This is a genomic window from Caulobacter henricii, assembly GCF_001414055.1.
GTDB classification, from domain to species: Bacteria; Pseudomonadota; Alphaproteobacteria; order Caulobacterales; family Caulobacteraceae; genus Caulobacter; species Caulobacter henricii.
Genome location: NZ_CP013002.1, coordinates 3,116,183 through 3,139,124 on the forward strand (window position 1 = coordinate 3,116,183; position 22,942 = coordinate 3,139,124).

At 66.1% G+C, this 22,942-nt stretch carries 17 protein-coding genes and 1 tRNA gene; 4 read left to right on the plus strand and 14 right to left on the minus strand.

All coding sequences use genetic code 11. The features are described 5' to 3' along the window. The first annotated feature begins 88 nt into the window (after positions 1–88). Positions 89–547 carry an Lrp/AsnC family transcriptional regulator gene (locus tag AQ619_RS14625; RefSeq protein WP_062149193.1) on the plus strand — a complete coding sequence of 153 codons (459 nt, stop codon included), beginning with the start codon at positions 89–91 and terminating at the stop codon, positions 545–547. Positions 548–569: 22 nt separating this feature from the next. Here AQ619_RS14625 and AQ619_RS14630 read toward each other — a convergent pair. The 7 genes from AQ619_RS14630 to AQ619_RS14660 form a co-directional block, all read right to left on the minus strand. Continuing rightward, positions 570–646: transfer RNA gene (locus tag AQ619_RS14630), tRNA-Met, on the minus strand. A gap of 43 nt (positions 647–689) precedes the next feature. Continuing rightward, positions 690–1,739, minus strand: coding sequence for a glycosyltransferase (locus AQ619_RS14635; protein ID WP_062149197.1), 1,050 nt, complete (start codon positions 1,737–1,739; stop codon positions 690–692). A gap of 115 nt (positions 1,740–1,854) precedes the next feature. Continuing rightward, complete coding sequence (locus AQ619_RS14640) at positions 1,855–2,964, minus strand: NAD(P)/FAD-dependent oxidoreductase (protein WP_236849485.1); 1,110 nt, start codon at positions 2,962–2,964, stop codon at positions 1,855–1,857. Between the two features lie 2 nt (positions 2,965–2,966). Continuing rightward, positions 2,967–3,269 (minus strand): hypothetical protein, encoded by a 303-nt coding sequence (locus tag AQ619_RS14645; protein ID WP_062149203.1) that lies wholly within the window; start codon positions 3,267–3,269, stop codon positions 2,967–2,969. Between the two features lie 177 nt (positions 3,270–3,446). Continuing rightward, positions 3,447–4,808, minus strand: coding sequence for a DUF4861 family protein (locus AQ619_RS14650; protein ID WP_062149206.1), 1,362 nt, complete (start codon positions 4,806–4,808; stop codon positions 3,447–3,449). Then, the gene (locus tag AQ619_RS14655; RefSeq protein WP_062149209.1) at positions 4,805–6,400 is read right to left on the minus strand and encodes a pectate lyase; all 1,596 of its coding nucleotides are present in this window, start codon (positions 6,398–6,400) and stop codon (positions 4,805–4,807) included. Before AQ619_RS14655 ends, AQ619_RS14650 begins: the two co-directional genes overlap by 4 nt. A 263-nt stretch (positions 6,401–6,663) precedes the next feature. Continuing rightward, entirely contained in the window at positions 6,664–10,104 is a 3,441-nt protein-coding gene (locus AQ619_RS14660) for an indolepyruvate ferredoxin oxidoreductase family protein (RefSeq protein WP_062149212.1), read from the minus strand. A gap of 141 nt (positions 10,105–10,245) precedes the next feature. Here AQ619_RS14660 and AQ619_RS14665 point away from each other — a divergent pair, with 141 nt between their 5' ends. Both AQ619_RS14665 and AQ619_RS14670 read left to right on the plus strand, forming a co-directional pair. Further along, entirely contained in the window at positions 10,246–10,743 is a 498-nt protein-coding gene (locus AQ619_RS14665; RefSeq protein WP_062149215.1) for an Lrp/AsnC family transcriptional regulator, read from the plus strand. Positions 10,744–10,933: 190 nt separating this feature from the next. Beyond that, positions 10,934–11,797, plus strand: coding sequence for a pirin family protein (locus AQ619_RS14670; RefSeq protein WP_062149218.1), 864 nt, complete (start codon positions 10,934–10,936; stop codon positions 11,795–11,797). Between the two features lie 51 nt (positions 11,798–11,848). On the opposite strand, the gene AQ619_RS14675 is transcribed toward AQ619_RS14670, so the two are convergent. The 4 genes from AQ619_RS14675 to AQ619_RS14690 form a co-directional block, all read right to left on the minus strand. Continuing rightward, positions 11,849–12,925: a phytanoyl-CoA dioxygenase family protein gene (locus tag AQ619_RS14675; protein WP_062149221.1), complete on the minus strand. Its 1,077-nt coding sequence runs from the start codon at positions 12,923–12,925 to the stop codon at positions 11,849–11,851. Between the two features lie 231 nt (positions 12,926–13,156). Continuing rightward, entirely contained in the window at positions 13,157–14,683 is a 1,527-nt protein-coding gene (locus tag AQ619_RS14680; protein ID WP_062149224.1) for a M20/M25/M40 family metallo-hydrolase, read from the minus strand. Positions 14,684–14,703: 20 nt separating this feature from the next. Continuing rightward, on the minus strand, positions 14,704–15,723 hold the full coding sequence (locus AQ619_RS14685) for an amidohydrolase family protein (RefSeq protein ID WP_062149226.1): 1,020 nt from the start codon (positions 15,721–15,723) through the stop codon (positions 14,704–14,706). A gap of 113 nt (positions 15,724–15,836) precedes the next feature. Then, a complete protein-coding gene (locus tag AQ619_RS14690) occupies positions 15,837–16,631 on the minus strand; it encodes an alpha/beta fold hydrolase (protein WP_062149229.1) in 795 nt (264 codons plus the stop codon). Between the two features lie 144 nt (positions 16,632–16,775). On the opposite strand from AQ619_RS14690, the gene AQ619_RS14695 reads away from it, so the two are divergent. Beyond that, on the plus strand, positions 16,776–17,795 hold the full coding sequence (locus AQ619_RS14695) for an adenosine deaminase (protein ID WP_062151724.1): 1,020 nt from the start codon (positions 16,776–16,778) through the stop codon (positions 17,793–17,795). Here AQ619_RS14695 and AQ619_RS14700 read toward each other — a convergent pair. From AQ619_RS14700 to AQ619_RS14710, 3 genes are all read right to left on the minus strand, one after another. Then, entirely contained in the window at positions 17,792–18,778 is a 987-nt protein-coding gene (locus tag AQ619_RS14700) for a DegT/DnrJ/EryC1/StrS family aminotransferase (RefSeq protein WP_062149232.1), read from the minus strand. The two genes, AQ619_RS14695 and AQ619_RS14700, sit on opposite strands and share 4 nt — an antisense overlap. 115 nt (positions 18,779–18,893) lie before the next feature. Continuing rightward, positions 18,894–20,450: a class I adenylate-forming enzyme family protein gene (locus AQ619_RS14705; protein ID WP_062149235.1), complete on the minus strand. Its 1,557-nt coding sequence runs from the start codon at positions 20,448–20,450 to the stop codon at positions 18,894–18,896. Between the two features lie 140 nt (positions 20,451–20,590). After that, positions 20,591–22,681 carry a 3-hydroxyacyl-CoA dehydrogenase NAD-binding domain-containing protein gene (locus AQ619_RS14710; protein ID WP_166504268.1) on the minus strand — a complete coding sequence of 697 codons (2,091 nt, stop codon included), beginning with the start codon at positions 22,679–22,681 and terminating at the stop codon, positions 20,591–20,593. Positions 22,682–22,942 lie beyond the last annotated feature (261 nt).

The following is a 22,942-nucleotide window of genomic DNA, read 5'->3' on the forward strand; positions in this document are numbered from 1 at the left end:
CGAGATTGACGTGGATTCATCGGCGGAAGATTGCCAAGTCTGCTAGTGAAGGCATCTGTTTTGGCAGATTCCACCCTGAGGAGCCGATATGGACGCCAAGGACCGTCAGATCATCCGCGAACTGCAGAAGGACGGTCGCCTGACCAACCAGGACCTGGCTGATCGGGTGAACCTGTCGCCCTCCCCCTGCCTCCGCCGTCTGCGCAATCTGGAAGCTGAAGGGGTGATCACCGGCTACACGGCCCTGGTCGATCAGAAGGCCTATGGCCTGCCGATCACCGTCTTCATCCGCGTGCGGCTGGATCGTCACGGCCAGGACGTGGTCAAGGGCTTCGAGGACCAGGTGGCGCGGATCGACCAGATCCTCGACTGCTTCCTGCTGGCCGGCGGCGACGACTATCTGCTGCGGGTGATCGTTGAGAGCCTGGAAGCCTATGAGGACTTCATCCGGCGGAAGCTGCACGCCATTGCGGGTATCGCCTCGATCGACACCAGCTTCGCCTATGGTGTCGTCAAGCAAACCCGGGTGTTTCCGCTGGCGGGATAGGGCACGAAGCGGAAAAGTGACCTGGTGGTTGGAGGCGGGATCGAACCGCCGACCTGTGGGTTATGAATCCACCGCTCTAACCATCTGAGCTACCCAACCGTCCCAGGACGGAGCGGGGTCATACGCCCAAGTCGCTGAGGCATCAAGCCCGGGCAAGCATCCGATCCACCACGGCATCAAGTCGCCTCGCCAGGCTGGCCGGGCCGTAGTCGCGCAGGACGGCCTCCCGGGCGCGTTCACCAAGGCCGCTGGCCAGAGCCGGCTGGGCGATCAGGTCTGCCAGGGCCTCAGCAAGGGCTTGCGGCTCACCCGGTGGCACGAGCCGTCCGGTCACGCCCTCCTCGACCATCTCCACAGGGCCGTCGATCGCGGATGAAACGACCGGCAGGGCAACGGCCATAGCTTCGAGCAAGGCAAGCGGGAAACCTTCCTGGTGCGACGGGAAGGCAAAGAGGTCCCCGCTGGCGAGATGGCTCGACACCTCGGGGGTCCAGCCAATCAGGCGAACGACCGAGCCGAGGTCTTGGGCCGTGATCAGTTGCTGCAGATGGGCGCGCTCCTCACCTTCGCCCGCGATGTCGCAGACCACGTCCAGACCGCGGGCCCGCAGCAGGCCGATGGCCCGGATCAGGACATCAAAGCCCTTCTTGGGATGCAGACGGCCCGCCGCCACGATACGGACCGCCGCGCCTGGCACCGCAAAGGGCGTCGCCTGAACGGTGGGCTCGGCAACGGCATTGGGAACGACATGCACCCGCGACGACGGCACGCCGCGCGCCAGGGCCAGGTCGGCCAGATGGCGGCCAACGCAGATATAGTGGGTATCGTCGACGACATCGAAGGTCGGCTTGTGCACGCAGACCGCCTTGACCGCCCCGACCGGAGCTAGGCGCGCAAACAGTCGAGCAGGCCTCTGGCCGTGGCTGAGGATCAGGTCCGGACGGGTCTGGGCCACCAGGCGGCGGGCAGAACCGACAGTCCAGGGATCCCAGTCCGTATAGGCGGGCATGCTGGCCAGGGGGGGTGCGCGCAGCGCCTCTGCTGCGGCGATCGCGCCGCCCCGGCGCACCACGCCCGTACAGTGGCCGCCCTGCCTGGCGGCATAGGCCTCCAGGATCGGCTGATAGTCGAGGAATACGCGCTCCAGTCCGCCCAGCCCCTTGCCCAGCATGGCGTGCAAGATGGCGGTCAAGGGCAGGCTCCAGTGCGTCCAGGAAGGCGGAACATCTGCGGGCGGGTCAATGGTGTCAACGGGACCTGCTCGTGAGAGGGATGGCTGACGGTGCGAAGGTGCCGACGAGACCGGCTTAGCCCAAAAGCCGCGCGGCGACCTCTTCCCCGATCGCGAGGGAGCTGGTCAGGCCCGGACTTTCGATCCCGAACAGGGCCATGAGCCCTTCAAGCCCGTGGTCATCCTCAGTGCACAACTGGAAATCCGGTTGCGGTTCGCCGGGGCCATGCAGCTTGGGTCGTACCCCGGCATAGTCCACCGACAGGGCCCCTTCGGGCAGACCCGGCCAGAACTTGCGGATATAGGCGGCAAAGATCTCGGCCCTGGCCGGGTCGACCGAATAGTCAGGGGCCGGGACATATTCCAGATCGGGTCCGAACACCGCCTGCCCGCCCAGGTCATTGCGATAATGGGTACCCAGGGCCCCATGGATCGGCGGCGGATAGATCAGGCGCTGGAACGGAGCCTTGCCGGTCAGACGGAAATAGACCCCCTTGCCGAAATGCCCCTTGGGGATGTGATCGACGGGATAGCCCTCGATCCGCGCTGCAACAGCCTGGGCCGACAGCCCCGCTGCGGTGACCAGCCACCGGCAGGTCAGGCTTGTGGGCTCGGCTCCGCCAGCCCGAACGGAAAAGCCGCCGCCCGGAAGGGCTTCCGCGCCCTCGAACGGCGTCGCGATCACCACCGCACCGCCGGCCGCCTCGATCTCGCCCTGCAGGGCCGACATGTAACCATGGCTGTCGAACACGCCGCTCTCGGGCGACAGCAAGGCGGCGTGGGCATTGAGGCCGGGCTCAAGGGCACGGGCCTGTTCGCCGGTCAGGCGTTCCATGCCCTCGACATCATTCTCCAGCGCCTGGGCCAGGATGTCGTCCAGCCGCGCGATCTCGGCTTCGTCAGTGGCCACCACCAGCTTGCCGCACTTCTTGAAGCCGACATTGTGCCGCTCAAGGAAGGGGTAAAGGGCCCGCCGCCCCTGAACACACAGCCGCGCCTTCAGCGACCCGGTCGGATAATAGAGCCCGCCGTGGATGACCTCGGAATTGCGCGACGACACGCCCTGGCCGATATGGCCCTGCTCTTCCAGCACGGCGACAACCAGACCCCGCTTGGACAGGGCATAGCCACAGGCCAGGCCGACGGCACCCGCGCCGACCACCACAGCGTCGAAATCGAAGGCCACGCTCACTCGTCGGCGGCCTTGGCCTGCGCCTTCAGGTTGGCCAGCATCTCGGTCAGGGAGATGTTGCCGGCCACCGGCGCTTCAGGCTCGACCATTTCGAAATCCAGATCATCGAGCAGAGCTTCCAGCGCCTCGGAGCCTCCGACGATCTCGGCCGCGCGGCGATAGTTCAGCTCGGCCAGCTCGGCCGCCACGCCCTCATCCAGCGAGGCGAACTCACCGCGATCGACACGGGCCTGCAGATCGGCGGCATCTTCGGCCGACAAGCGGACTGTGACCAGACGTGGACTGGGGAACTTTTCCATTGGCGGCAGCCTAGAGTATTTCCCGGGATGTGGGAAACGGCCATCGGATCTGGAAAGGCCCTAAACTTTTGATTTAGAGCCCGTTTTGACCAACCCGGAGCCACCGGTCCGAGCGGAAAGGGCTCTGAATCATAGACTTAGACCCGCTCGAACGTCAGCCGGCCGGCCGCCCCCTTTTCAAGGGCGGGCTTCGCGCTTTAGGCCTGCGAAGGTGACCGGCGCATTGTATTCGCGGGCCACGACACGCACATAGTCCGTAAAGGCGGACGCGGTCTTGCGTGTTTCACCTTCGCTCCAGCCCGAGGCCAGCAGATACCGGAACCGGCCATCGGCCGGCAGGGGCGCGGTCATCAGGTGATTGCCCTCATAGGCTGGAAGAAAGGCATAGGCCGGTGCGAACCGATCAGGCACGACCACGGCAGAGCCCGCATAGGCCACCGCCATGTCCGCCTGGACCCGCGCCAGATCATCGGGGTTTCGGATCAGCTCGGCCCCGGCGCTGACCACCATACCGCCCTGCTGAACGAAGCTGTCCTCGGTCGCCCGCTTGCGGATGCCGACCACCAGCCGGGGCGGGCTGGCGCTTTTCGGCCAGCGCGTGAAGGCTAGTTCGGCGGTCGTGTAGTCCTCACCGGCATAGGCCGTGTAGACCTGCTCCAGATCATAGGTCCCCAGGCCGGTCGTCCAGTTCATCGTCCGGATACGCACCATGCTTCGGACCGGCCCATTGGCCACCACGCTGAACGCATAGCGCGTTGAAGACAGCGGTCCGCCATTGAAGTTCTCGGTGGTTCCCGGGCCAAACCGCGGCCGCGAGACCTTTTCGGGGTGGGCCGGGTCCTCGATCAGGCCAATGCCACCGCCGCCGAACGAGTTGGCGACACTCATGATGTCCGAGCCAAGACCCGGATCGATCAGCGACACCGCATAACCGTCCAGGTTCTCCATATAGAGCCGGTTGCTCATCAGCTGCGGCTTGCGCTTGCCGTAGACGTCGATGTCGGTGGGATACCAGAGTTTCCAGCCGATATTGGCGCTCTCCCAGAACGGAACCGTGTGGCGCATGTAGCTGCCGATCGCGGCATGGGTGCGGTGCGGGTTCCAGCCGCGCTGCTGCATCCCCAGATAGACATAGAAGGTCCGGGTTTCGCGCGGAGCGAAGTCGGCCATGAAGAACAGCTCATCCCACAGGCCGTCACCATCCAGATCATCGAACTGGTAGGGGAAGGCATGACCGTTGGCCTCGGCGACCTGACCATGAGCCCCCTCCAGCGCGCGCTTTTGGGCCGAAGGCTCGGGATTGGGGGTTCCGCGTGGATCGACCAGGGTCATCTGCAGCTCGTGCACGTCGTGCAACGGCACCAGATCGGCGCGCTGGATCACGACCGGGCTGTCGGTCCGCGCCACGTCCAGCGGGTTCTGCACCTGGATGGCGATGCGCTGCACGGGTTTGAACTCGCCCTGGACGTACCATGGGTCCTGCGCCAAGGCCGGGCCGGCCGTCAGCAGGAGCAGGGCAGCGAAGCCAAGGGCCCTCATCGTCCGGCCTCCAGATAGGCGATCAGGCGGCTCATATTGTTGATGTAGGTCCCGGTCGAAATGCCCATGGGACCCGAGGCTTCGGTAAAGGGTGAGGTGTCCCACTCGTCACCGACCTGCCCGCGATCGACAAAGCCCGGCGGGGGAACCGGCGGGCCGTCGCCGCGATAGACGTGGCTGGTGGTCCGCAGCTCCACGGGCCAGTAGCCCTCGGCATTGAGCCCCGCCACCAGGGCCATTGCGCTGTCCTCGGCCTTGGCTGCGGCAGCGGTGACATTGAGGTCTGACCCGCCCAGGGCGTGGGTCACGACAAACCGGGGCATCAGCGACGGTCCGCGCCCCATCAGCGCCGAGTCGCGCGTGGCCTCCTCGGCGCTCATGGCGGCCAGCTGCGTGTAGCGGGCGCGGAGCTTTTCGACATTGACCCGCTTGGCCGGCAGCGTGGTGGAGGTGTCGGCCCCGTTCCAGTACGCGCCGTTCTGGGCGTTCGAGCCCTTGCGCCCCCCGCCGATGAGCCGCCCAGTGCTTGGATCATAGTTGCGATAGAAGTTCAGGCCGTTCGCCGGCCGCTTCTCCGGCGGGATCTCCACACTGGTCAGCCAGTCGATCGCGTCGCCTACGCGGGCCAGGTATTTCCGCTCCCCGGTCAGCTGATAATAGTCGAGGAGCTGGGTGATCGCCGCCGCCGTGCCGTGCGGGGTGATCGAGGCGGGCTCATAGGTGCGGGCCGGTGCGGGTTTGAGGTCGGGCGTGTACTGCATGGCCCAGCCCGGCGTCGGGGCGGGCTGCTGCAGGTCGATCATCAGCTCCATGGCCCGAACAAGCGGCGCGCGGACCCGCTCCTCCTTCAGCTGTTGCAGGACCAGCAGCAGGAAGCTGATGTTCTCTTCCGCAACCTCGTCATTGAGGGTGATCAGACCGGTATAGTCTGGCCTCCCCTGTTTTGAGAACTCGCCCATCCGGGGCCAGCGTTGTGGCCAGCCGCCGTTGGGATACTGGCTCTCCAGAACGAAATCGACGGTCTTGTCGACGGCCTGGCGATAGCGGGCATCGCCCTTTTCCAGGTGCATCCTCAGCAGGAAGCGGCCGCATTCGATGGTCGCATGATCATCGAAGGTGGCGTTGCCGTAGTAGTGCTGAAACTCCTCCAGTCGCCAGCCGTTCTTGCCGATCGTCTCGTACCAGCGACGCATTGAGGCCTCGCCGGCAAAGTCGATGATGTAGTTCCAGCCGCCCGAAGGATGCTGGCCGGCGATCAGGGCCGCAGCGACCTGCTCGGCGGCCGCGTAGTAAAAGGCCTCTCCCGTGGCGTGCCAGGCGTCCAGAAAGATCTGCCCCACCTCCGGCGTCCCTGGGGCCTGGGTCCAGATCATGGTCGGATAGGCCTCCATCTCGCCCCAGCGGCGCGACAGGTCGGGGAGGTAGGACCAGACATAGCCGCCGCGAACGGCCACCTTCTCGGTCATGAAGCGGGTGGCGCGCGCCATCGCGGTCAGCACGGCCTGGCGCGGCGCTTCGGCGGCCGAGGCTCTGCCCTTGGGGCAAAGGGCCAAAGCCACACCTGCCAGCAGCCAATTGCGGCGATTGAACATGCACCCCCCTAAACCGCCCGGACCTGAGGGGTCTCTATTGGCGGAACGCTCGAAACGCACCGCCAGTGAGACTCTTGATAGACACCGGTGTCAATGCGCGACGGTCGGGATCAGTCTCAGCGAAGCGGTGCGCGGTGGTTGGGAGCGCGCTGGCCGCCAGGGCCGAGGTCGGTCAGACCAGCAAGGCCGCCGACATCAGGCCCCGGCGTAGGCGGTTAGGGCGGGTCTGCGACATCCCTCTGCTCCGTTCGCCGGCGGGGGGCTTAAGCCCCCCACTGCTCCCACAACTTCGCCTCGGCCGCCTTGGCCGTGACCACCGCCGCTTCCTTCACGTGGCCATAGCCGCGGATGGACTGCGGGATCTCGGCGATCTTCTGCGCCAGGGGCAGGCTCTCGGGCTTGAGGCCGGCTGAGAGGCGATCCAGGGCGACCTCATAGGCGTCGATCAGGCCGCGCTCCATGCGGCGCTCCTCGGTCTTGCCGAAGATGTCGAAGGCTCCGCCGCGCAGGCCCTTCATCTTCGCCATAATCGGGAAAGCAAACTCGAGCATCCAGCCGCCGAAGGCGATCTTCTTCGGTTTGCCGTCCGGACCCTTGCGGGCGATCAGCGGTGGGGCCAGCCAGACCTTGGCCTTGCCGCCCTTGAAGGTGCCGGCCAGCTCGGCGGCAAAACGACCGTCGGTATAGAGCCGGGCGACCTCGTACTCGTCCTTGTAGGCCATCAGCTTGTAAAGATTGATGGCGGCGGCGCGGGTCAGGGGCAGGGTGCCGGCCTCGGCACTGACAGTGAGCTCGGCGGCCCGGACCTTGGCGACCTTGGCGGCATAGCGTTCGGCATAGGCGGCGTTCTGGTAGGCCGTCAGTTCGGCCGAGCGCTTGGCGATCAGCTCGTCCAGCGGCATCGTCTCGGGCGTGGTCCCGGCTTCGACCTTGGGCCCGGCGGCGGACGGATCATGCGCAATGCGGCGACCCAGTTCGAAGGCCTGAAGATTGGCCTCGGCTTCCACCCCGTTGAGCTTGATGGCCCGATACATGGCGCGACTGGACAGGGGGATCACCCCGCGCTGCCAGGCGAAGCCGACCATGATCATATTGGCGAAGATGGCGTCGCCAAACTGGCTTTCAGCCAGGTGCTGGGCCGGGCAGGCATCGAAACTCTTGGTCGCGCCCTTGACCCGGCGGGCCATGGCTCCGCTGTCGAACTTGACGTCGCGGCTGGTGACGAAATCGGCGGTGGGGGCAAAATCGCTGTTGCCGAAAGCAGCGGTGCGGTCCTTGGCATAGAGCGACAGGCCCTCGGGGCTGGCAGCCACCAGCAGGTCGCAGGCGATCAGGACGTCGGTGCTGGCGGCCGGCACGCGGCCGCCGACCACGGTGTCCTCGGTCTCGCCGATCTTGACGTGGCTGAACACCGAGCCGCCCTTCTGGGCGAGGCCGGTCATGTCGACCACGCTGCCCGAGCGACCATCAATGTGCGCCGCCATGGCCAGGATCGAGGCCACGGTGGTGACGCCGGTACCGCCGACGCCGGTGAACAGGATCTTGCGAACGCCGACCAGCGGCTCGAACTCCGGCAGCGGCGTGGAGTCGGCGGTCAGGGCGGCAGGACGGGCCTTCGACTGAGCGCTTTCAGCGCCCTCCAGGGTGATGAACGACGGGCAGAAGCCTTCGACGCAGCTGTAGTCCTGATTGCAGCTGGACTGGTTGATCTTGCGCTTGCGGCCAAATTCGGTGTCCAGCGGCTCGACGGAGACGCAGTTGGACTTCACCGAACAGTCGCCGCAGCCTTCGCAGACCAGCGGGTTGATGAAGACCCTGCGAGGGGCCTTGGCCATGGTGCCGCGCTTGCGGCGACGGCGCTTTTCAGTGGCGCAGGTCTGGTCATAGAGCAGCACCGTGGTGCCGGGCGTCTCGCGCAGCATTTTCTGCACGGTCATCAGCTCGGACCGCGGGAAGACGTCGACATTGGGCGCTAGATCGGAGACGCCCTGATAGCGTTCCAGCTCATCGACCACGATGACGGTGCGGGTCACACCTTCCGAGGCCAGTTGACGGGTGATCTGGGCAGGCGTGAAGCCGCTTTCGGCCTTCTGGCCGCCGGTCATGGCCACGGCGTCATTGAACAGCAGCTTGTAGGTGATGTTGGCCTTGGCCGCGATCGCAGCCCGGATCGCCAGCGAGCCGGAGTGGTTGTAGGTGCCGTCGCCCAGGTTCTGGAAGACGTGCTTCTCGGTGGTGAACGGCGCCGCGCCCACCCAGGTCAGGCCCTCGCCGCCCATATGGGTGTTGAGGTCCGTCGAGGGGTCGTTGAACCCGGCCATGTAGTGGCAGCCGATGCCGGCCAGGGCCCGCGAGCCCTCCGGCAGCTTGGTCGAGGTGTTGTGCGGGCAGCCCGAACAGAAGAACGGCTTGCGGGCCTGGTCGGCGGCCAGGCTGACGGCGGCGACGCCGGCGGCCGAGACGCGGTCCAGATAGGCGCGGGCCCGTTCCATGTGCGGCCCGTCGGGCAGGCGGTCATAGATGGCGAGGGCGATTTCGGCGACCGACAGCGAGCCCAGCTCCGACAGCAGCGGGTGATGGTGCTCGTCGGTTTTGCCGATGATGCGCGGGCGGGCCTGGGCCGGCAGGTCATAAAGGGCGGCCCGGGCCTGGGGCTCGATCAGGCCGCGCTTGTGCTCGATGACCATCAGGGTCTCAAGGCCCGCAGCAAATGCGCGGATGCCCAAGGGCTCCAGCGGCCACGGCATGCCGACCTTGTAGATCGAGACGCCGAGGTCAGCGGCTTCCTGCAGGGTCATGCCCATGGCCGTGAAGGCCTCCAGCACGTCCTTATAGGCCTGGCCCTGGCAGACGATGCCCAGGCGGGCCTTGCCGACGCGGACATGCGAGGCGCCCAGCACCACGCGGTCGATGTGGTTGGCACGGGCAAAGGCCAGGGCGGCCGGGATCTTGTGCAGACGGAGCCGGCGCTCCTTTTCCATCGGCTGATCCTTCAGCCGGATGCCGAGGCCGCCCGGCGGCATCGCGAAGTCGGGGATGATGACGTTGTGGCGATCCAGCGACACATCGATCGTCACGCCGGAGTCCATGGTGTCGGCGAGGGCGATCATGCCGGTCCACAGGCCGGTGAACCGCGACATGGCGATCCCCATCAGGCCGTAGTCGAGGACCTCCTGCACATCGGCCGGCGACAGCACCGGCATCTCGAAGTCCTGGAAGGCGAACTCCGACTGCGACGGGAGGGTCGAGGACTTGCAGGCATGGTCGTCGCCGGCCACGGCCAGAACACCGCCGGTCGGGAAGCTGCCGGCGAAATTGGCGTGCTTGAAGACGTCGCCGGTGCGGTCGACACCCGGGGCCTTGCCGTACCACATGCCGAACACGCCATCATGGGTCGCGCCGGGGAACAGGTTGGCCTGCTGGCTGCCCCACACGGCGGTGGCGGCCAGGTCCTCGTTGAGGCCTTCCTTGAAGACCACGTCATGCGCGGTCAGGAGCTTGTTCAGGCGCGCAGCCTGCTGGTCGAGCCCGCCGAGCGGCGAGCCCCGATACCCCGACAGGAAGCCGGCCGTATTCAATCCGGCCCGGCGATCCAGCCGCTTGCGATCGAGCAAAACCCGGATCAGCGCCTGGACACCGGTGATGAAGGCGCGACCATCTTCGAGAAGATATTTGTCGTCCAGAGTGACTTCTGAGTGCCTCATGGCAAAAAAATTCCTCCCGGGTCTTCTCGCCCGCGTAGCAATATCTTATAGAAACGGGGAAATTGTTTGCCCAAGGCGTGCCCTAGTCGTGGCCGCTTTCGGCACGATCACCGCGCTAAATGACCTCTGGGGGAGGAATTCTTGTCCGAACAACTCGACGCCGTGGATGCCAAGATCCTCGATCTCATCCAACACGACGCCGGTCTGTCCGTCGCCGAGATCGCTGAACGGGTCGGGCTGTCGTCCAGCCCCTGCTGGCGTCGGATCAAGCGCCTGGAAGACGCCGGCGTCATCCAGCGCCGCGTGACGATCCTCGACCGCGAGAAACTGGGCCTGGGCTTTGAGGTCTATTGCACCGTCAAGCTGTCCCTGCCGACCAAGGAAAACCTCGACACCTTCGAGCAGGCCGTCAGCAAGTGGGCCGAGGTCGTGCAGTGCGCCACGGTGACCGGGGCCGCCGACTATGAGATGCGCATCGTCACCCGCGACATGCGCGCCTTCGACGAGTTCCTGCGCGACAAGCTGCTGTCCCTGGGCCTGGTCAGCAATATCGAGAGCCGGATCGTCATCCGAGGGGTCAAGAACTCCACCGCCGTGCCGCTGGGTTTGGTCAGCCCTTATGTGAGCCCTCTGGGTTAGTCAGCACTCGCCCCCTCCGCGCTGACGCCCTCCTCCCCCGTAGGGGGAGGATGAAAGCGTCTTTCCCCTGCGGGGGAGGACGGCGGCGAAGCCGCCAGGAGAGGGCCAGTCGCTCAGACAGGGCGCATTTCGACAAGACGCCCACCGCAACCTGTGAGAATCTCCGGCCACCCCCGCGCCGGAGCCCTCCATGATCGACCTCGTCATCGAAGCCCGCCGCCACGACATCGGCAATTTCGAGGTCGGGCGCATCCTGCCCTTCCATGCCCATCGCATGGTCGGCCCGTTCACCTTCCTCGACCACATGGGACCCGCCGAATTCGCGCCGGGCTTTCCCAAGAGCGCCGACGTGCGGCCTCACCCCCATATCGGCCTGTCGACCCTGACCTATCTGTTCCAGGGTGAGATTACCCACCGCGACAGCGTCGGGTCGCTGGCCGAAATCCGGCCAGGCGAGGTCAACTGGATGACCGCCGGGTCAGGCATCACCCATTCCGAACGCTTCGAGACCCTGCGCCGCCAGGGCGGCCGCATGGACGGCATGCAGGCCTGGATCGCCCTCCCCCAGGAATTCGAAGAGGTCGCCCCCAGCTTCAGCCACCATGCGGGCGACACCGCCCTTCCCAATTATGAGAGCGGCGGCCTGAAGGCCCGGCTGATCGCCGGCGAGGCGTTCGGGGCCAAGACCGATGTACCGGTCTATTCGCCGCTGTTCTATGTGCACTGGGAACTGGCGGCCGGGACCACCGCGGGCCTACCCGCCGAGTATTCCGAGCGCGCAGCCTATGTCGCCAGCGGCCGGGTCGAGGTGGATGGTCGCGAGCTTTCAGCCCTGCAGATGGCCGTCTTCGCCCCCGGCGAGACGATCGTTTTCAAGGCCCTGGAGCCCTCGACCGTCATGTTGCTGGGCGGCGAGCCCGTCGGCCCGCGCTTCATGGAATGGAACTTCGTCTCGTCCTCAAAGGACCGGCTGGAACAGGCCAAGGCCGACTGGAAGGCCGGACGCATGAAGCTGCCCGACCTCGATCATGACGAGTTCATCCCCCTGCCCTGAGCGCCGTCGGCGACAGGACAGCAGGCGGAACAGGCCTAGGTCTGGGCGGACCTACCTGTAGCGCCGGTTCTCGCGGATCCCGAACCTCAGGAAATGCTTGCGGGCATCCACCCCCGCTGCGGCCACATCGGCATTGAGCGCCAGATAGCGCTTGGGATCGAAGTCAGCCGGGATCTTGCCCGGCACGAGGGCGGCCTGGTGCTGGGCGGCAGGCGGGGTAGGCTCCCGGCGAACGACCTCGGAGACTGGCCGGTCAATATAGATGTTGGGTGCCACCTGACCGGTCGACAGATCGATGATCTGGCGCAGGTCCAGATTGCCGACCAGCGGGTCCGAAAAGGCCGGCGTGTAATAGGTGCAGTCGTCGAAATAGTAGTGGGTCACCTGCGACCAGCGGGTGCGGGCAGGGTCCTTCTGCCGGCTGCCGCCATGCAGCAGATTGGCGGCCCAGATCAGGGCCTGGCCCTTCTTGGGATAGAAGTATTCCGGTTGCACACCGGTCGCCTCAACCAGGGCTGCCCAGACGTTCTCGTAGGGTGTCTGGGCCAGGAAATCCGCGCCGGCCCCGATCACCTTGCCGATCATGTCGTTGTAAAGGATCGGCCACTTGTGGGAGCCCGGATAATAGACCAGCGGCCCGGCGTCGGGATGGATGTCCTCCAGGGCCAGCCAGACCCCGCACATGAAGCGCTCCGGAATGCTGGAAAAGTGGATCGAGTCGGAATGGACGTGCTGCTGGGTCCCGACAGGGAAGTTCAGGGTCTGGAACGGAAAGGCCCGCCGGCCATAGAGCTTGCCCAGCAGGGCCAGCACCGCCTCATTGACCGCGATGGCGCGCACGTCTTCGCTGGTCTTCCAGGCATCCTGCACCCTTAGGCCATTGTCGGCGGCCCAGCCCTCGGACCGCCAGTGCTCGAAATCATACTGGGGGGTCAGGGTCTCGATGATCCGCTCGATGCGCGCATCCAGATCATCGTCCGGGAAATCCAGGACGGCAAAACCCTTCTCATGCAATTGCAGGGCAAGGTCCCGCTCGATCGCGGTCAGACCCATCTGATCCAGGGAGGCTTTGAGCAGCCAGGACTCGACCAGCGGCACGCCGGGGAGAAGATCTTGGGAAACAGTCATGAACGCTTATAGGTCCGTTCGTCGCAATAGGGCGGACACAAGCGTAAGGACGTGGCCATTTTTTGGCGGTTGGCAGGCTGGGCCCTTACCCGGGGCTGATCCGAGTACATCGCCCTGTGCCTTGCAGGCCTCGCCCCATCCAGACTCAGATGGCGATAGATGACGGGTCGCATGATGCGGCCCGAGCTAGCCTGAGACGCATTCATCCCCCTGCCGGAAGTGGCACGGACCCTACCAGGACAGGTCGGCCATCATCGCCGCATATAGCCCGATCCCGTCCCAGAGATTGGCCAGGCGCAGGTTCTCGTCGGCGGCGTGCTGGTTGTTGTCGTGGTTGCCGATCGGCAAGCCGATCAACGGTGCGTCCAGGGCGTCCTCGAACATATTGAGCGGTACGCTGCCCCCCATCATCGGCAGCAGGGCGACCGGGCGGCCGGCGGCGCGATTGGCCGCGGCGATCACCGCCCGCGAGGTCGGCGTCGTCATGTCCGAGCGCAGGGCGCGATAGCCACCTGACCATTTCAGCCGCATCAGCTGCGGATGGGCCGCGCGATCAGCCTCGCTCGGCGGGCCGTCCAGCAGGGTCCAGCCGCGCTTTGTCAGGAAGGTTTCGACGCTGGCGCGCACGGCGTCCGGCGACTGGCCTGGAACCAGGCGGATGTCGAAGGCAGCCTGAGCCTGGCTGGGGATCGCGCCCTGGGCCTGGTCGCCGACCTGACCGGCCGACAGCCCCCGCACGTTCAAGGCCGGGCGCTGGGTCGACAGGGTCAGCCCCTCCTCGCTCTCGGGGGCGGCGACGCCGATCTCGCGGCGGATGTCGGCGTCGACCGGCGGCAGAGCGTCGATCGCCGCCTTCTCGGCTGCGCTCGGCGGCTGCGCCCCATTACTGAAACCCGGAATCAGAACCCGGCCGTCGGGGGCGCGCATCTCTGCAATCACCTGCGCCAGGCGAGCGGCGGGATTGGGTGCCCAGTTGCCGTAGTGGCCGCTGTGCAGCGGTCGTCGCGGGCCATAGAGGGTCATGTCCAGGGCCATGACCCCACGCACACCGAAATAGAGGGTCGGGGTCCGCGACTGGTGCACGGGCGCATCACCGATCAGCCAGAGATCGGCCTTCAGGCGGTCGCGGTGGGCGGCCAGGATGGCGGGCAGATGCGGTGAGCCGGCCTCCTCCTCGCCCTCCCAGAAGACGATGATGTTGATCGAAGGCCTCTTGCCCACTGCCTTCAGCGCGTCGAACGCGGCCAGGAAGGCGACGATGGCAGCCTTGTCGTCAGCCGCGCCGCGTCCGAACAGTCGCCATTCGGGATCCAGCGGCCGGGCACCGGTCCGCCAGTCCGAGATCTCGGCGGCGTCAACCCCGAGGCCGGTCCGCAGGGTCGGGACGAACGGATCCGAGCGCCAGTCGCGCGGCGCGACCGGCTGGCCGTCATAGTGGGCATAGAAGACGACCGTGCGCCTGGCACCCGGGGTGTCGTAACGGCCGAACACGACCTTGGGCGAACCGTTGGCGGCCAGCAAATCGGTCTTGAACCCGCGCTGGTCCAGATGGGCCTTGAGCCGGTCTGCCTGGGCGTCCAGCCCGGCAGGATCGACGGCAATGCTGCGAATGGAAATCGCGTCGGCCAACTGGCCGACGATGGCGGTCTCGTTCTTTTGCCGCCAGGCTGAGACCTTGGCCGACAGGGTTTGGGCCTGGGCGACCGTCGCCAGGCTCAGCAGGACACTGACAAGCGTTAGTCCCCGGATCAGCCGCATTCCGACCACATCGCTTCCCCCTACATCGCCTTGTGCTTGGCGATCGTCGCCGCGTCGAGGCGCAGGAACCGCGCGGCATTGTTGTAGAGGATGTCACGCTTTTGCTGCGGCGTCAGAAAGGGTGCCTCATCGATCACGGCAATCGACCGTTCGATGGCTTCAGGCCAGACCATCTGGTCGGAGCCGAACATGACCCGCTCGCCAAAACCTGCGTCCACAAGGGCCTGCAGATAGCGATAAAAGGCCGGCCGGGGCTGCGTATAGACGATGACGCCGGTGTCCAGATAGACCTGCGGGTGGGCGTAGAGAAGCGCCAGGGTGTCATCCAGCATCGGATAGCCAGCGTGCATCACATTGATGCGCAGCTTGGGATGTTTGACCAGCACGTCCTCCAGCAATAGCGGGCTGCTCAGCCGGGCGCGGTACCCTGACCCGGGCATATAGGCCACGCCGGGAGGGCCCGGTCCGACATGGATGGCCACCGGGATGTCGAGTTGCTCGGCGGCGGTCCACAGGTTCTCCAGGCGCGGATCGTTGGGCGCGATCCCCTCATACTGAAAGCCCAGTTCGCCAAGCACGGCCAGCTGGCCGGCTGCCTTGGCCTTGCCGAAGTCGTCCTGCAGCACCTTGGGCTTGGAAAGGTCGGACATGGTCGGCATCAGCGCCGGCAGCACCCGGTCGGGGGCCAGGGCGCGCCAGGCCATCACCCGCTTATAAGGCCCGCTGACCACGCCGATAATGTTGCGCTTGGCCATGATCGCCAGGGTCTTGTCGCGGATCTCGTCATCGGTCGTCGGTGACCAGATCGGGTCGGCGCAGCCGGGCGTCTTGAACATGCCGATCAGACCGTCGGTCCAGGGCTGGCGCTGGTCCCAGGTCGGCATCGGCGAGATCGGCGTGCACATGGCCAGCGGCGGCGGCCCCTGGTCATCCGCCGCCAGGGCGTGCAGGTGCATATCGATGATCGGATCGGCGGCGGCGGCAGGCGTGACGCAGAGCCACAGCCCCGTGAGGGCGAGCAGGATGGGCTTGGGGGACATGTCGTGCTCCGGCGTCCGGCGCTAATTGCCGCAGATCAAGTCAAGCTGACCCGCCCCCGCCTTGTAAATGCCCTTGAGAACGAAGGTCTGCGATTTCCGCCGACACACGCGGCCTAAGCGAGGTCGCGGAAGATCTCGGGCAGGGCGACGGTCAGGGTCGAATAGTGCGAGTGCCCCGGAATGGACCGGACGCGGCGGGACTCCGGCCGGGCCTCGGCGATGGCGTGCGACATGCCCGATGGTGCCCAGGTATCGGCCTCGCCGCACCACAGGGTAATCGGTGCCCGCAGAGTCACCAGCAGTTCGGGCGTCTGGACTACATAGCCGCCGATGTCGCGCCTATAGCCCCGTGCGCCCTTGGCCAGGCTGTGGGCGATGATGCGTTGGAGACTCGCCTGGAATGCCGGGTCGAGGGCCAGTTCAGCGTCCGCCCCGGCCGCGCCGGCGAAGATCTGGCCGAACAGCGTCTTGGGCGCCAAGGCCGCGAGACCGCCTTGCACCCGGGTCATCAGGTTGAACAACCAGGGTTGGGCGCGCGCCAGGGCGAAGACGCGGCCGCCCGCCATATGCGGCAGGAAGTCCCCATAGCCCAGCGGAGCCGCCGTTGAGATCAGATCCAGGTTCAGATCGTCGCCACGACCGCGCTCAGCCAGCCGCAGCGCGATCTCGGTGGCGACATAGCCGCCCAGCGAGAAGCCCACCAACCGGATAGGACCCTCAGGATATCGCCGCAGGATGCTGGCGGCCAGATGGTCCAGATAGGGCTCAAGCGCCAGGTCGGGACGGTCCAGGGCCCGGTCGGGCGCAAACAGAGTGGCGGCAGCTGTCCAGCCGTCGGGACGCGCCAGGGTCAGTTCGACAGGCGAGCCTGGTTGGCCGTGCAGATAGACAAACTGGTCCGCCGCCATGTCTCGCCCCTTCGCCGCCTGGATCGCAGGCATGCCACCCGGCGTGTCATAGGGGGTGGTGGTCGAGGGTCAAGCGCGCCGGCGTCGCGTCCACTGGCGAAGATCCGGTTGAAACCGGCCAGCGCGGCGGCCCATAACAGCCACATGACCGACACCGATCTTACCGCCTTCGTCCGCGGCCTGCCCAAGGCCGAACTCCACATGCACATCGAGGGCAGCCTCGAGCCGGAGCTGATGTTCGAGCTGGCCGAGCGCAATGGCCTCGCCCTGCCCTTCAAGTCGGTCGAAGAGATCCGAGCGGCCTACGCCTTTTCGAACCTGCAGGACTTCCTGGACATCTATTATCAGGGGGCCGGGGTGCTGATCACCGAAGCCGACTTCAAGGATCTGGCCCTGGCCTATTTCCGGCGGCTGGCGGCCGATGGTGGCACCCATGCCGAGATCTTCTTCGACCCCCAGACCCACACCGATCGCGGCATCGCTTTCGATGTGGTGATCAAGGGCCTGCTGGCCGGCATGGACGAGGCTGAAAAGACGCTGGGCGTCACGTCAAAGCTGATCCTCTGCTTCCTGCGCCACCTGGACGAGGACGCCGCCTTCGCCACCCTGGAACAGGCCAAACCCTGGCTTGCCGAGATCGTCGGCGTGGGTCTGGACAGCTCCGAAGTCGGCCATCCGCCCGCCAAGTTCGCCCGCGCCTTCCAGGCGGCCCGCGACCTGGGCCTCAAGATCGTCGCCCACGCCGGCGAGGAAGGCCCGCCGGCCTATGTCTGGGAAGCCATCGACCTGGTGAAGGTCGACCGTATCGACCACGGCAACCGGGCGCTCGAGGACGAGGCCCTGACGGCGCGGCTGGTGCGCGACGGCACGACCCTGACGGTCTGCCCGCTGTCGAACCTGAAGCTGTGCGGCGTGAAAACGCTGGAGGAGCACCCCCTCAAGCGCATGCTGGACCTGGGCCTGAAGGCTACGGTCAATTCCGACGACCCGGCCTATTTCGGCGGCTATCTGCTTGAGAACTACATGGCCACGGCCACGGCGGTGGGCCTGACGCGCGAGGATCTGGTGACCCTGGCCAAGAACAGCTTCGCCGGATCGTTCCTCAGCGAGGCAGAGAAGGCTGAAAGGATCGCGGGCGTCGACGCCTATGCGGCGGCGAACTAGCCCGCGACAGCGCTCCGCAGCACCGCCGCGATATCGTCCAGCGCCTCAAGGCCCAGGTCCGGATCGATGCGGACGACAATCACCGAACCCGCCAGGCGGTCGGCGATCGGGGTCTCGTCGGCGTCCATGTCACGGGTGCGGAAAGAGGCACCGACGGCTTCAACGCCGGCATCGCCGAGCTTTGTCAGCACGCCGGCGGCGGTGTCTTCGGGCAGGCTGAAGGCGCAGGTCTCGGACACCCAGCTCATGCCCCAGCCTGGCTGAAAGCCGATCGGCGCGTCCAGAAGCAGCACCCGCAGGCGCTGGGCGGCGGTGGCCAGGCGCGGCCGCTTCTGCGGCCACAGATCCAGGCCCGCCTCGCCCTCGAACAGCGGGGTATCCATGGCATTGATCGGGGTGGCATCCTCGCAGGCGACGAACACGCCCTGACCGCTGGGCAGGCCGACAATGACCGGCACCGGGGCACTCTGGATGACGTCAAAGGCCTCGACGGCCTCGACCAGGATCGGCAGGCCGGTCTCGTCCCGAAAGGCGGCCCAGGCCCGCAGGTCAGGAGCGCGGCCATGGGCACCGGCCGGCAGGATGGCCTCCAGCGGGCCGGGGGCCTCGGGCAGGCGCTCGCGCAGATGGGCAGGATCGAACATCCAGCTGAACGGATCGACATCGACCAGCCAGGGCTTGAGTCCGGCATCCGCGACGCCCTTCAGGGTCGCGGCGCAGGCCAGGGCCGAAACAACACAATAGCCGCCGGGGCGCACGCCGAGGGCGGTCAGGGCGACGGAGACGGCCTGGGCGTGATCTGACAGAACCCTTACCGCGACCGGTTGGCAGAAGCGCGACATCAGGCCGGCTTCCTCGCCGGGTCCATGACCGGCCGCACGCAGGGCCTCGGTCACGGCATCGAAGTCCACGGGCGAGGCCGGCGCACGGGTCTTGGCGGTGATGGCTTTCGGAACGGGCGCGGTGGCGGGCGAAGGACGCATGGGGCAGGCGCTTCCACGAGAGACCGGTTCCGCCCTATGGCGTCACCTTATGGTTAAGCAACCGTAACAACCGATTCCATTCGCCCCGCTGCGGCGCGCCGTCGCGGGGAAAAACTCAGAGCTTGGACTGAGCCTGCCATGAGTCGCGCAGTTCCCGCTTGAGAACCTTGCCGATGTGGCTGCGGGGCAAGGCATCGACCAGATGCACCTCGGCGATCCTCTGGGTCTTGCCCACCCGGCCATTGACGAAGGTCCTGATCTCCTCCGCCGTTGCGCTCGTCCCGGCCTTGAGGGCCACGAAGGCGACCGGAGTCTCGCCCCAGGCATCGGACGGCACCCCGACCACCGCCGCCTCGGCGACGGCCTCGTGCCTGACGATCTCGGCCTCCAGATCACTGGGATAGATGTTGAAGCCGCCGCTGATGATCATGTCCTTCTTGCGGTCCATCAGCGTCAGGAAGCCGTCCTCGTCGAACCGGCCCACGTCGCCGGTGCGAATGAAGCGCTCACCCTCGGGCGAGATCCAGGTCGCCTCGGCGGTCTTGCCCGGCTGGCCGTGATAGCCGTTCATCATGCCGGCCGACCGCCCGACGATCTCGCCGACCACGCCAGGCCCGACCTGGACGCCCTCTTCGTCGATCAGGCGGATGTCATGGCCCGGTGCCGGCCGCCCTACCGTGTGCAGCTTGTCCGGATGCTCGTGAGCCATCAGGATGCAGGTACCGCCGCCTTCGGTCATGCCGAAATACTCGACCAGTCCACCAGGCCAGCGCTTGAGAACGTCGGCCTTCAGATGGGCGGCGAACGGGGCGCTGGTGCAGAACTTCAGATGGGTGGTCGACAGGTCATAGCTGTCGAAATCAGGTCGCTCCATCAGCCGGCGGTACTGTACGGGAACCAGCATGGTGTGGGTCATGCGGTGGGTCTGGGCCAGGTCCAGATAGCGGCCGGCGTCGAACTTCTTCATCAGGATGACGGTCCCGCCGCCCGCCAGGGTCGGGAAGAAGACGACCAGAGTGGTGTTGGAATAGAGCGGGGTCGACAGCAGGGTCACGGCGGTCGGGCCATAGCCGACCGCGTCGCCGCGGAAGACGTGCTTCCAGCGCATGCCGTGCGACTGGACGATGCCCTTGGGCGTGCCGGTGGTGCCGCTGGAATAGATGATATTGAACGCCGCTTCGGGGGCGATCTCGACGAGCGTCGGCTGGGCACCTTCAGGGGCCAGCCAGGCGTCGAAGGCCTCGCCAGCACCCGAGCCGTCCAGGGCGATCAGGCGCACCGGAACCGGTGCGGGCGTCTGGGCCTCGGCCACCCCGGCGTCGAGAAAGTACAGCTTGGCCCCGCAGTCCGCGACCATGCCGGCTATGGCCTCGGGCGTGGAGGACGGGGCGATCGGCGCGACCGCAACACCGGCCCTCAGCCCGCCCAGAAATACCGCCGTATAGGGAATGGATGAGAGGGCGCAGACCGCCACCGCCTCGCCCGGCTTGATCCCGTCGCGCTGCAACGCAGCCGCCACGCGATCGACCAGGGCGTCGAACTGGCGGTAGGTCACGGCCTCGCCGGATTCCATGATGATGGCCGGATGGTCGGGATTTTCCGCCGTCCGCAGCCGCAGGATGTCACCCATCACGCCGTAGTCGGCGCTCATCATGCTGGCGATGGTGGTCATGGGCGAGCATCCACAGAAATTGTCATCCCGGACAAGCGCGAAGCGCGCCGATCCGGGACCGACCCGAAGCGCTGAGTTCCATGTCGGTCCCGGGTCTGCGCTTCGCTACGCCCGGGATGACAACGTTCAGGAGGATGCCGCTACGCGTCCCTGAAGCCCTTGCCCTCGGCCACCAGCCGCTCCAGCAAGGCCGACGGCTTGAAGTCATCGCCAAGGGCCGCGTGGAATTCGCGCATCTTGGCCAGGATCTTGTCGAGGCCGACCAGCTCGCCCCAGAACATCGGCCCACCGGTATAGACCGGCCAGCCATAGCCATTGAGCCACACCGTATCGATGTCCGAAGCGCGGATGGCCTTGCCCTCTTCGAGGATCTTCGCGCCCTCATTGACCATCGGGTACAGGCACCGCTCCAGGATCTCCTGATCGGTGATGTCGCGGCGCTGGATCTGGCGCTTCTCGGCGAAGTCGCGGATCACCTCCTCGACGATGGCCGAGGGCTTGGCGACGCGGTTTTCGTCATAGTCGTAGAAGCCCTTGCCGTTCTTCTGACCGCGACGATCCATCTCGCACAGTACTTCGCGAACGGTCGAATACGAGGTCTTGGCCGGATCCCAGCCGATGTCGAGGCCGGCCAGGTCGCTCATCGCAAACGGGCCCATGGGCAGGCCGAAGTCGTAGAGCACCCGGTCAACGTCCCAGGGCATGGCCCCTTCGAGGATCAGCTTCTGGGCCTCGCGCTGGCGCTGGGCCAGCATGCGGTTGCCGACAAAGCCGTGGCAGTTGCCGACCAGAACGGCGACCTTGCCGATCTTCTTGCCGATCGCCATCGAGGTAGCGATCACCGACTTGTCGGTCTTGGCCCCGCGGACGATCTCCAGCAGGCGCATGACATTGGCCGGCGAGAAATAGTGCAGGCCGATCACGCTTTCGGGGCGCGAGGTCGAGGCGGCGATCACGTCGATATCGAGATAGGAGGTATTGGAGGCCAGGATCGCGCCCGGCTTGGCGATCTTGTCGAGCTTTCCGAAAACTTCCTTCTTGATCTCCATCAGCTCGAAGACGGCTTCGATGATCAGGTCGCAGTCGGCCAGGTCTTCCAGGTGCATGGACGGCGTCAGCAGTCCCATGCGCTTCTCGACGTCGTCCTGGGTCAGGCGGCCCTTCTTGGCGGTGTTCTCATAGTTCTTGCGGATCGTGGCGACACCGCGATCCAGGTTTTCCTGCTTCATCTCGATGATCGTCACCGGGATGCCGGCATTCAGGAAGTTCATCGAGATGCCGCCGCCCATGGTGCCCGCACCAATGACGCCGACCTTCTTGATCGGAATGAGCGGCGTATCGTCCGGTACATCGGGGATCTTGGCGGCCTGGCGTTCGGCGAAGAACACATGGCGCTGGGCGGCCGACTGGCTGCCGGTCATCAGCTCCATGAACAGCTTGCGCTCGGCTTTCAGGCCTTCGTCGAAGGGGAGGTTCACCGCCGCCTCGATGCACTTGATGTTGTTTTCCGGGGCCATGAAGCCGCGGAACTTCTTGGCGTTGGCGGCGCGGAAAGCCTCGAAGATCTCAGGCTTGCCACGGGCGGCCTCGACCTTGGCGTTCAGCTCGCGAACCTTGGCCAGAGGCCGCTTCTCGGCCAGCACCTTCTGGGCGTAGGCGACGGCACCGGCACGGAGGTTGCCCTCCTCGACCAGTTCGTCGAACAGGCCCATCGCAAGCGCGGCCTTGGCCGGCACGTGCTGGCCGCTGGTGACCATCTCCAGCGCCTTTTCGACACCGACGATGCGCGGCAGACGCTGAGTGCCGCCGGCACCCGGCAACAGGCCGATGTTCACTTCCGGCAGGCCACCCTTGGCCGACGGCACGGCGACGCGATAGTGCGCGACCAGCGCCACTTCCAGTCCGCCGCCCAGCACCGTGCCATGGATCGCGGCAATCACCGGCTTTGGCGAGTTTTCGATGGTGTTCTGGACGTCCTGCAAGGACGGACCGGTCATGGCCTTGCCGAATTCGGTGATGTCGGCCCCGGCGATGAAGGTCTTGCCCTCGCAGATCAGCACGATCGCCTTGACGGCGGGATCGGCAATGGCCGCGTCAAAGGCACCCGAAAGGCCTTCGCGTACGGCAGCCGACAGTGCGTTGACTGGCGGCGAGTTCAGCGTGACGACGCCGATGTCGCCTTCGACAGTGAGATCGGTGACGGCGTTGATCGCGGTCATGGCGGTTTCCACCCCTGCTCTTATGTTTGAACGGTTGTTTGAAGACAAAACCTGCACGCTCGCGCGCCGATGTCCAGACCTCCGTGACGGCGCCCGAATTATGGGCACCCGGCGTTGACGGCACAGGGGACATACTACAAATTCGAAATCAGAGATTCAGCCGAGATGGTCAGCGGGGGCGGCCGAGGCGTTGAACGCTATCAAAGCCCTCCCGCGCCCAAGAACCGTCCGTGCTGGGGGAGGGCGTAAGCGTGGAGGCCGGGGCTTGGGGCG

Coding starts and splice junctions, on each gene's coding strand:
- AQ619_RS14675 (WP_062149221.1), bottom strand. CDS start 12,925: ATGACTGTTTCCCAAGATCTTCTCCCCGGCGTGCCGCTGGTCGAGTCC.
- AQ619_RS14700 (WP_062149232.1), bottom strand. CDS start 18,778: ATGCGTCCTTCGCCCGCCACCGCGCCCGTTCCGAAAGCCATCACCGCC.
- AQ619_RS14650 (WP_062149206.1), bottom strand. CDS start 4,808: ATGAGGGCCCTTGGCTTCGCTGCCCTGCTCCTGCTGACGGCCGGCCCG.
- AQ619_RS14695 (WP_062151724.1), top strand. CDS start 16,776: ATGACCGACACCGATCTTACCGCCTTCGTCCGCGGCCTGCCCAAGGCC.
- AQ619_RS14645 (WP_062149203.1), bottom strand. CDS start 3,269: ATGGAAAAGTTCCCCAGTCCACGTCTGGTCACAGTCCGCTTGTCGGCC.
- AQ619_RS14705 (WP_062149235.1), bottom strand. CDS start 20,450: ATGACCACCATCGCCAGCATGATGAGCGCCGACTACGGCGTGATGGGT.
- AQ619_RS14670 (WP_062149218.1), top strand. CDS start 10,934: ATGATCGACCTCGTCATCGAAGCCCGCCGCCACGACATCGGCAATTTC.
- AQ619_RS14660 (WP_062149212.1), bottom strand. CDS start 10,104: ATGAGGCACTCAGAAGTCACTCTGGACGACAAATATCTTCTCGAAGAT.
- AQ619_RS14655 (WP_062149209.1), bottom strand. CDS start 6,400: ATGTTCAATCGCCGCAATTGGCTGCTGGCAGGTGTGGCTTTGGCCCTT.
- AQ619_RS14680 (WP_062149224.1), bottom strand. CDS start 14,683: ATGCGGCTGATCCGGGGACTAACGCTTGTCAGTGTCCTGCTGAGCCTG.
- AQ619_RS14685 (WP_062149226.1), bottom strand. CDS start 15,723: ATGTCCCCCAAGCCCATCCTGCTCGCCCTCACGGGGCTGTGGCTCTGC.
- AQ619_RS14625 (WP_062149193.1), top strand. CDS start 89: ATGGACGCCAAGGACCGTCAGATCATCCGCGAACTGCAGAAGGACGGT.
- AQ619_RS14690 (WP_062149229.1), bottom strand. CDS start 16,631: ATGGCGGCGGACCAGTTTGTCTATCTGCACGGCCAACCAGGCTCGCCT.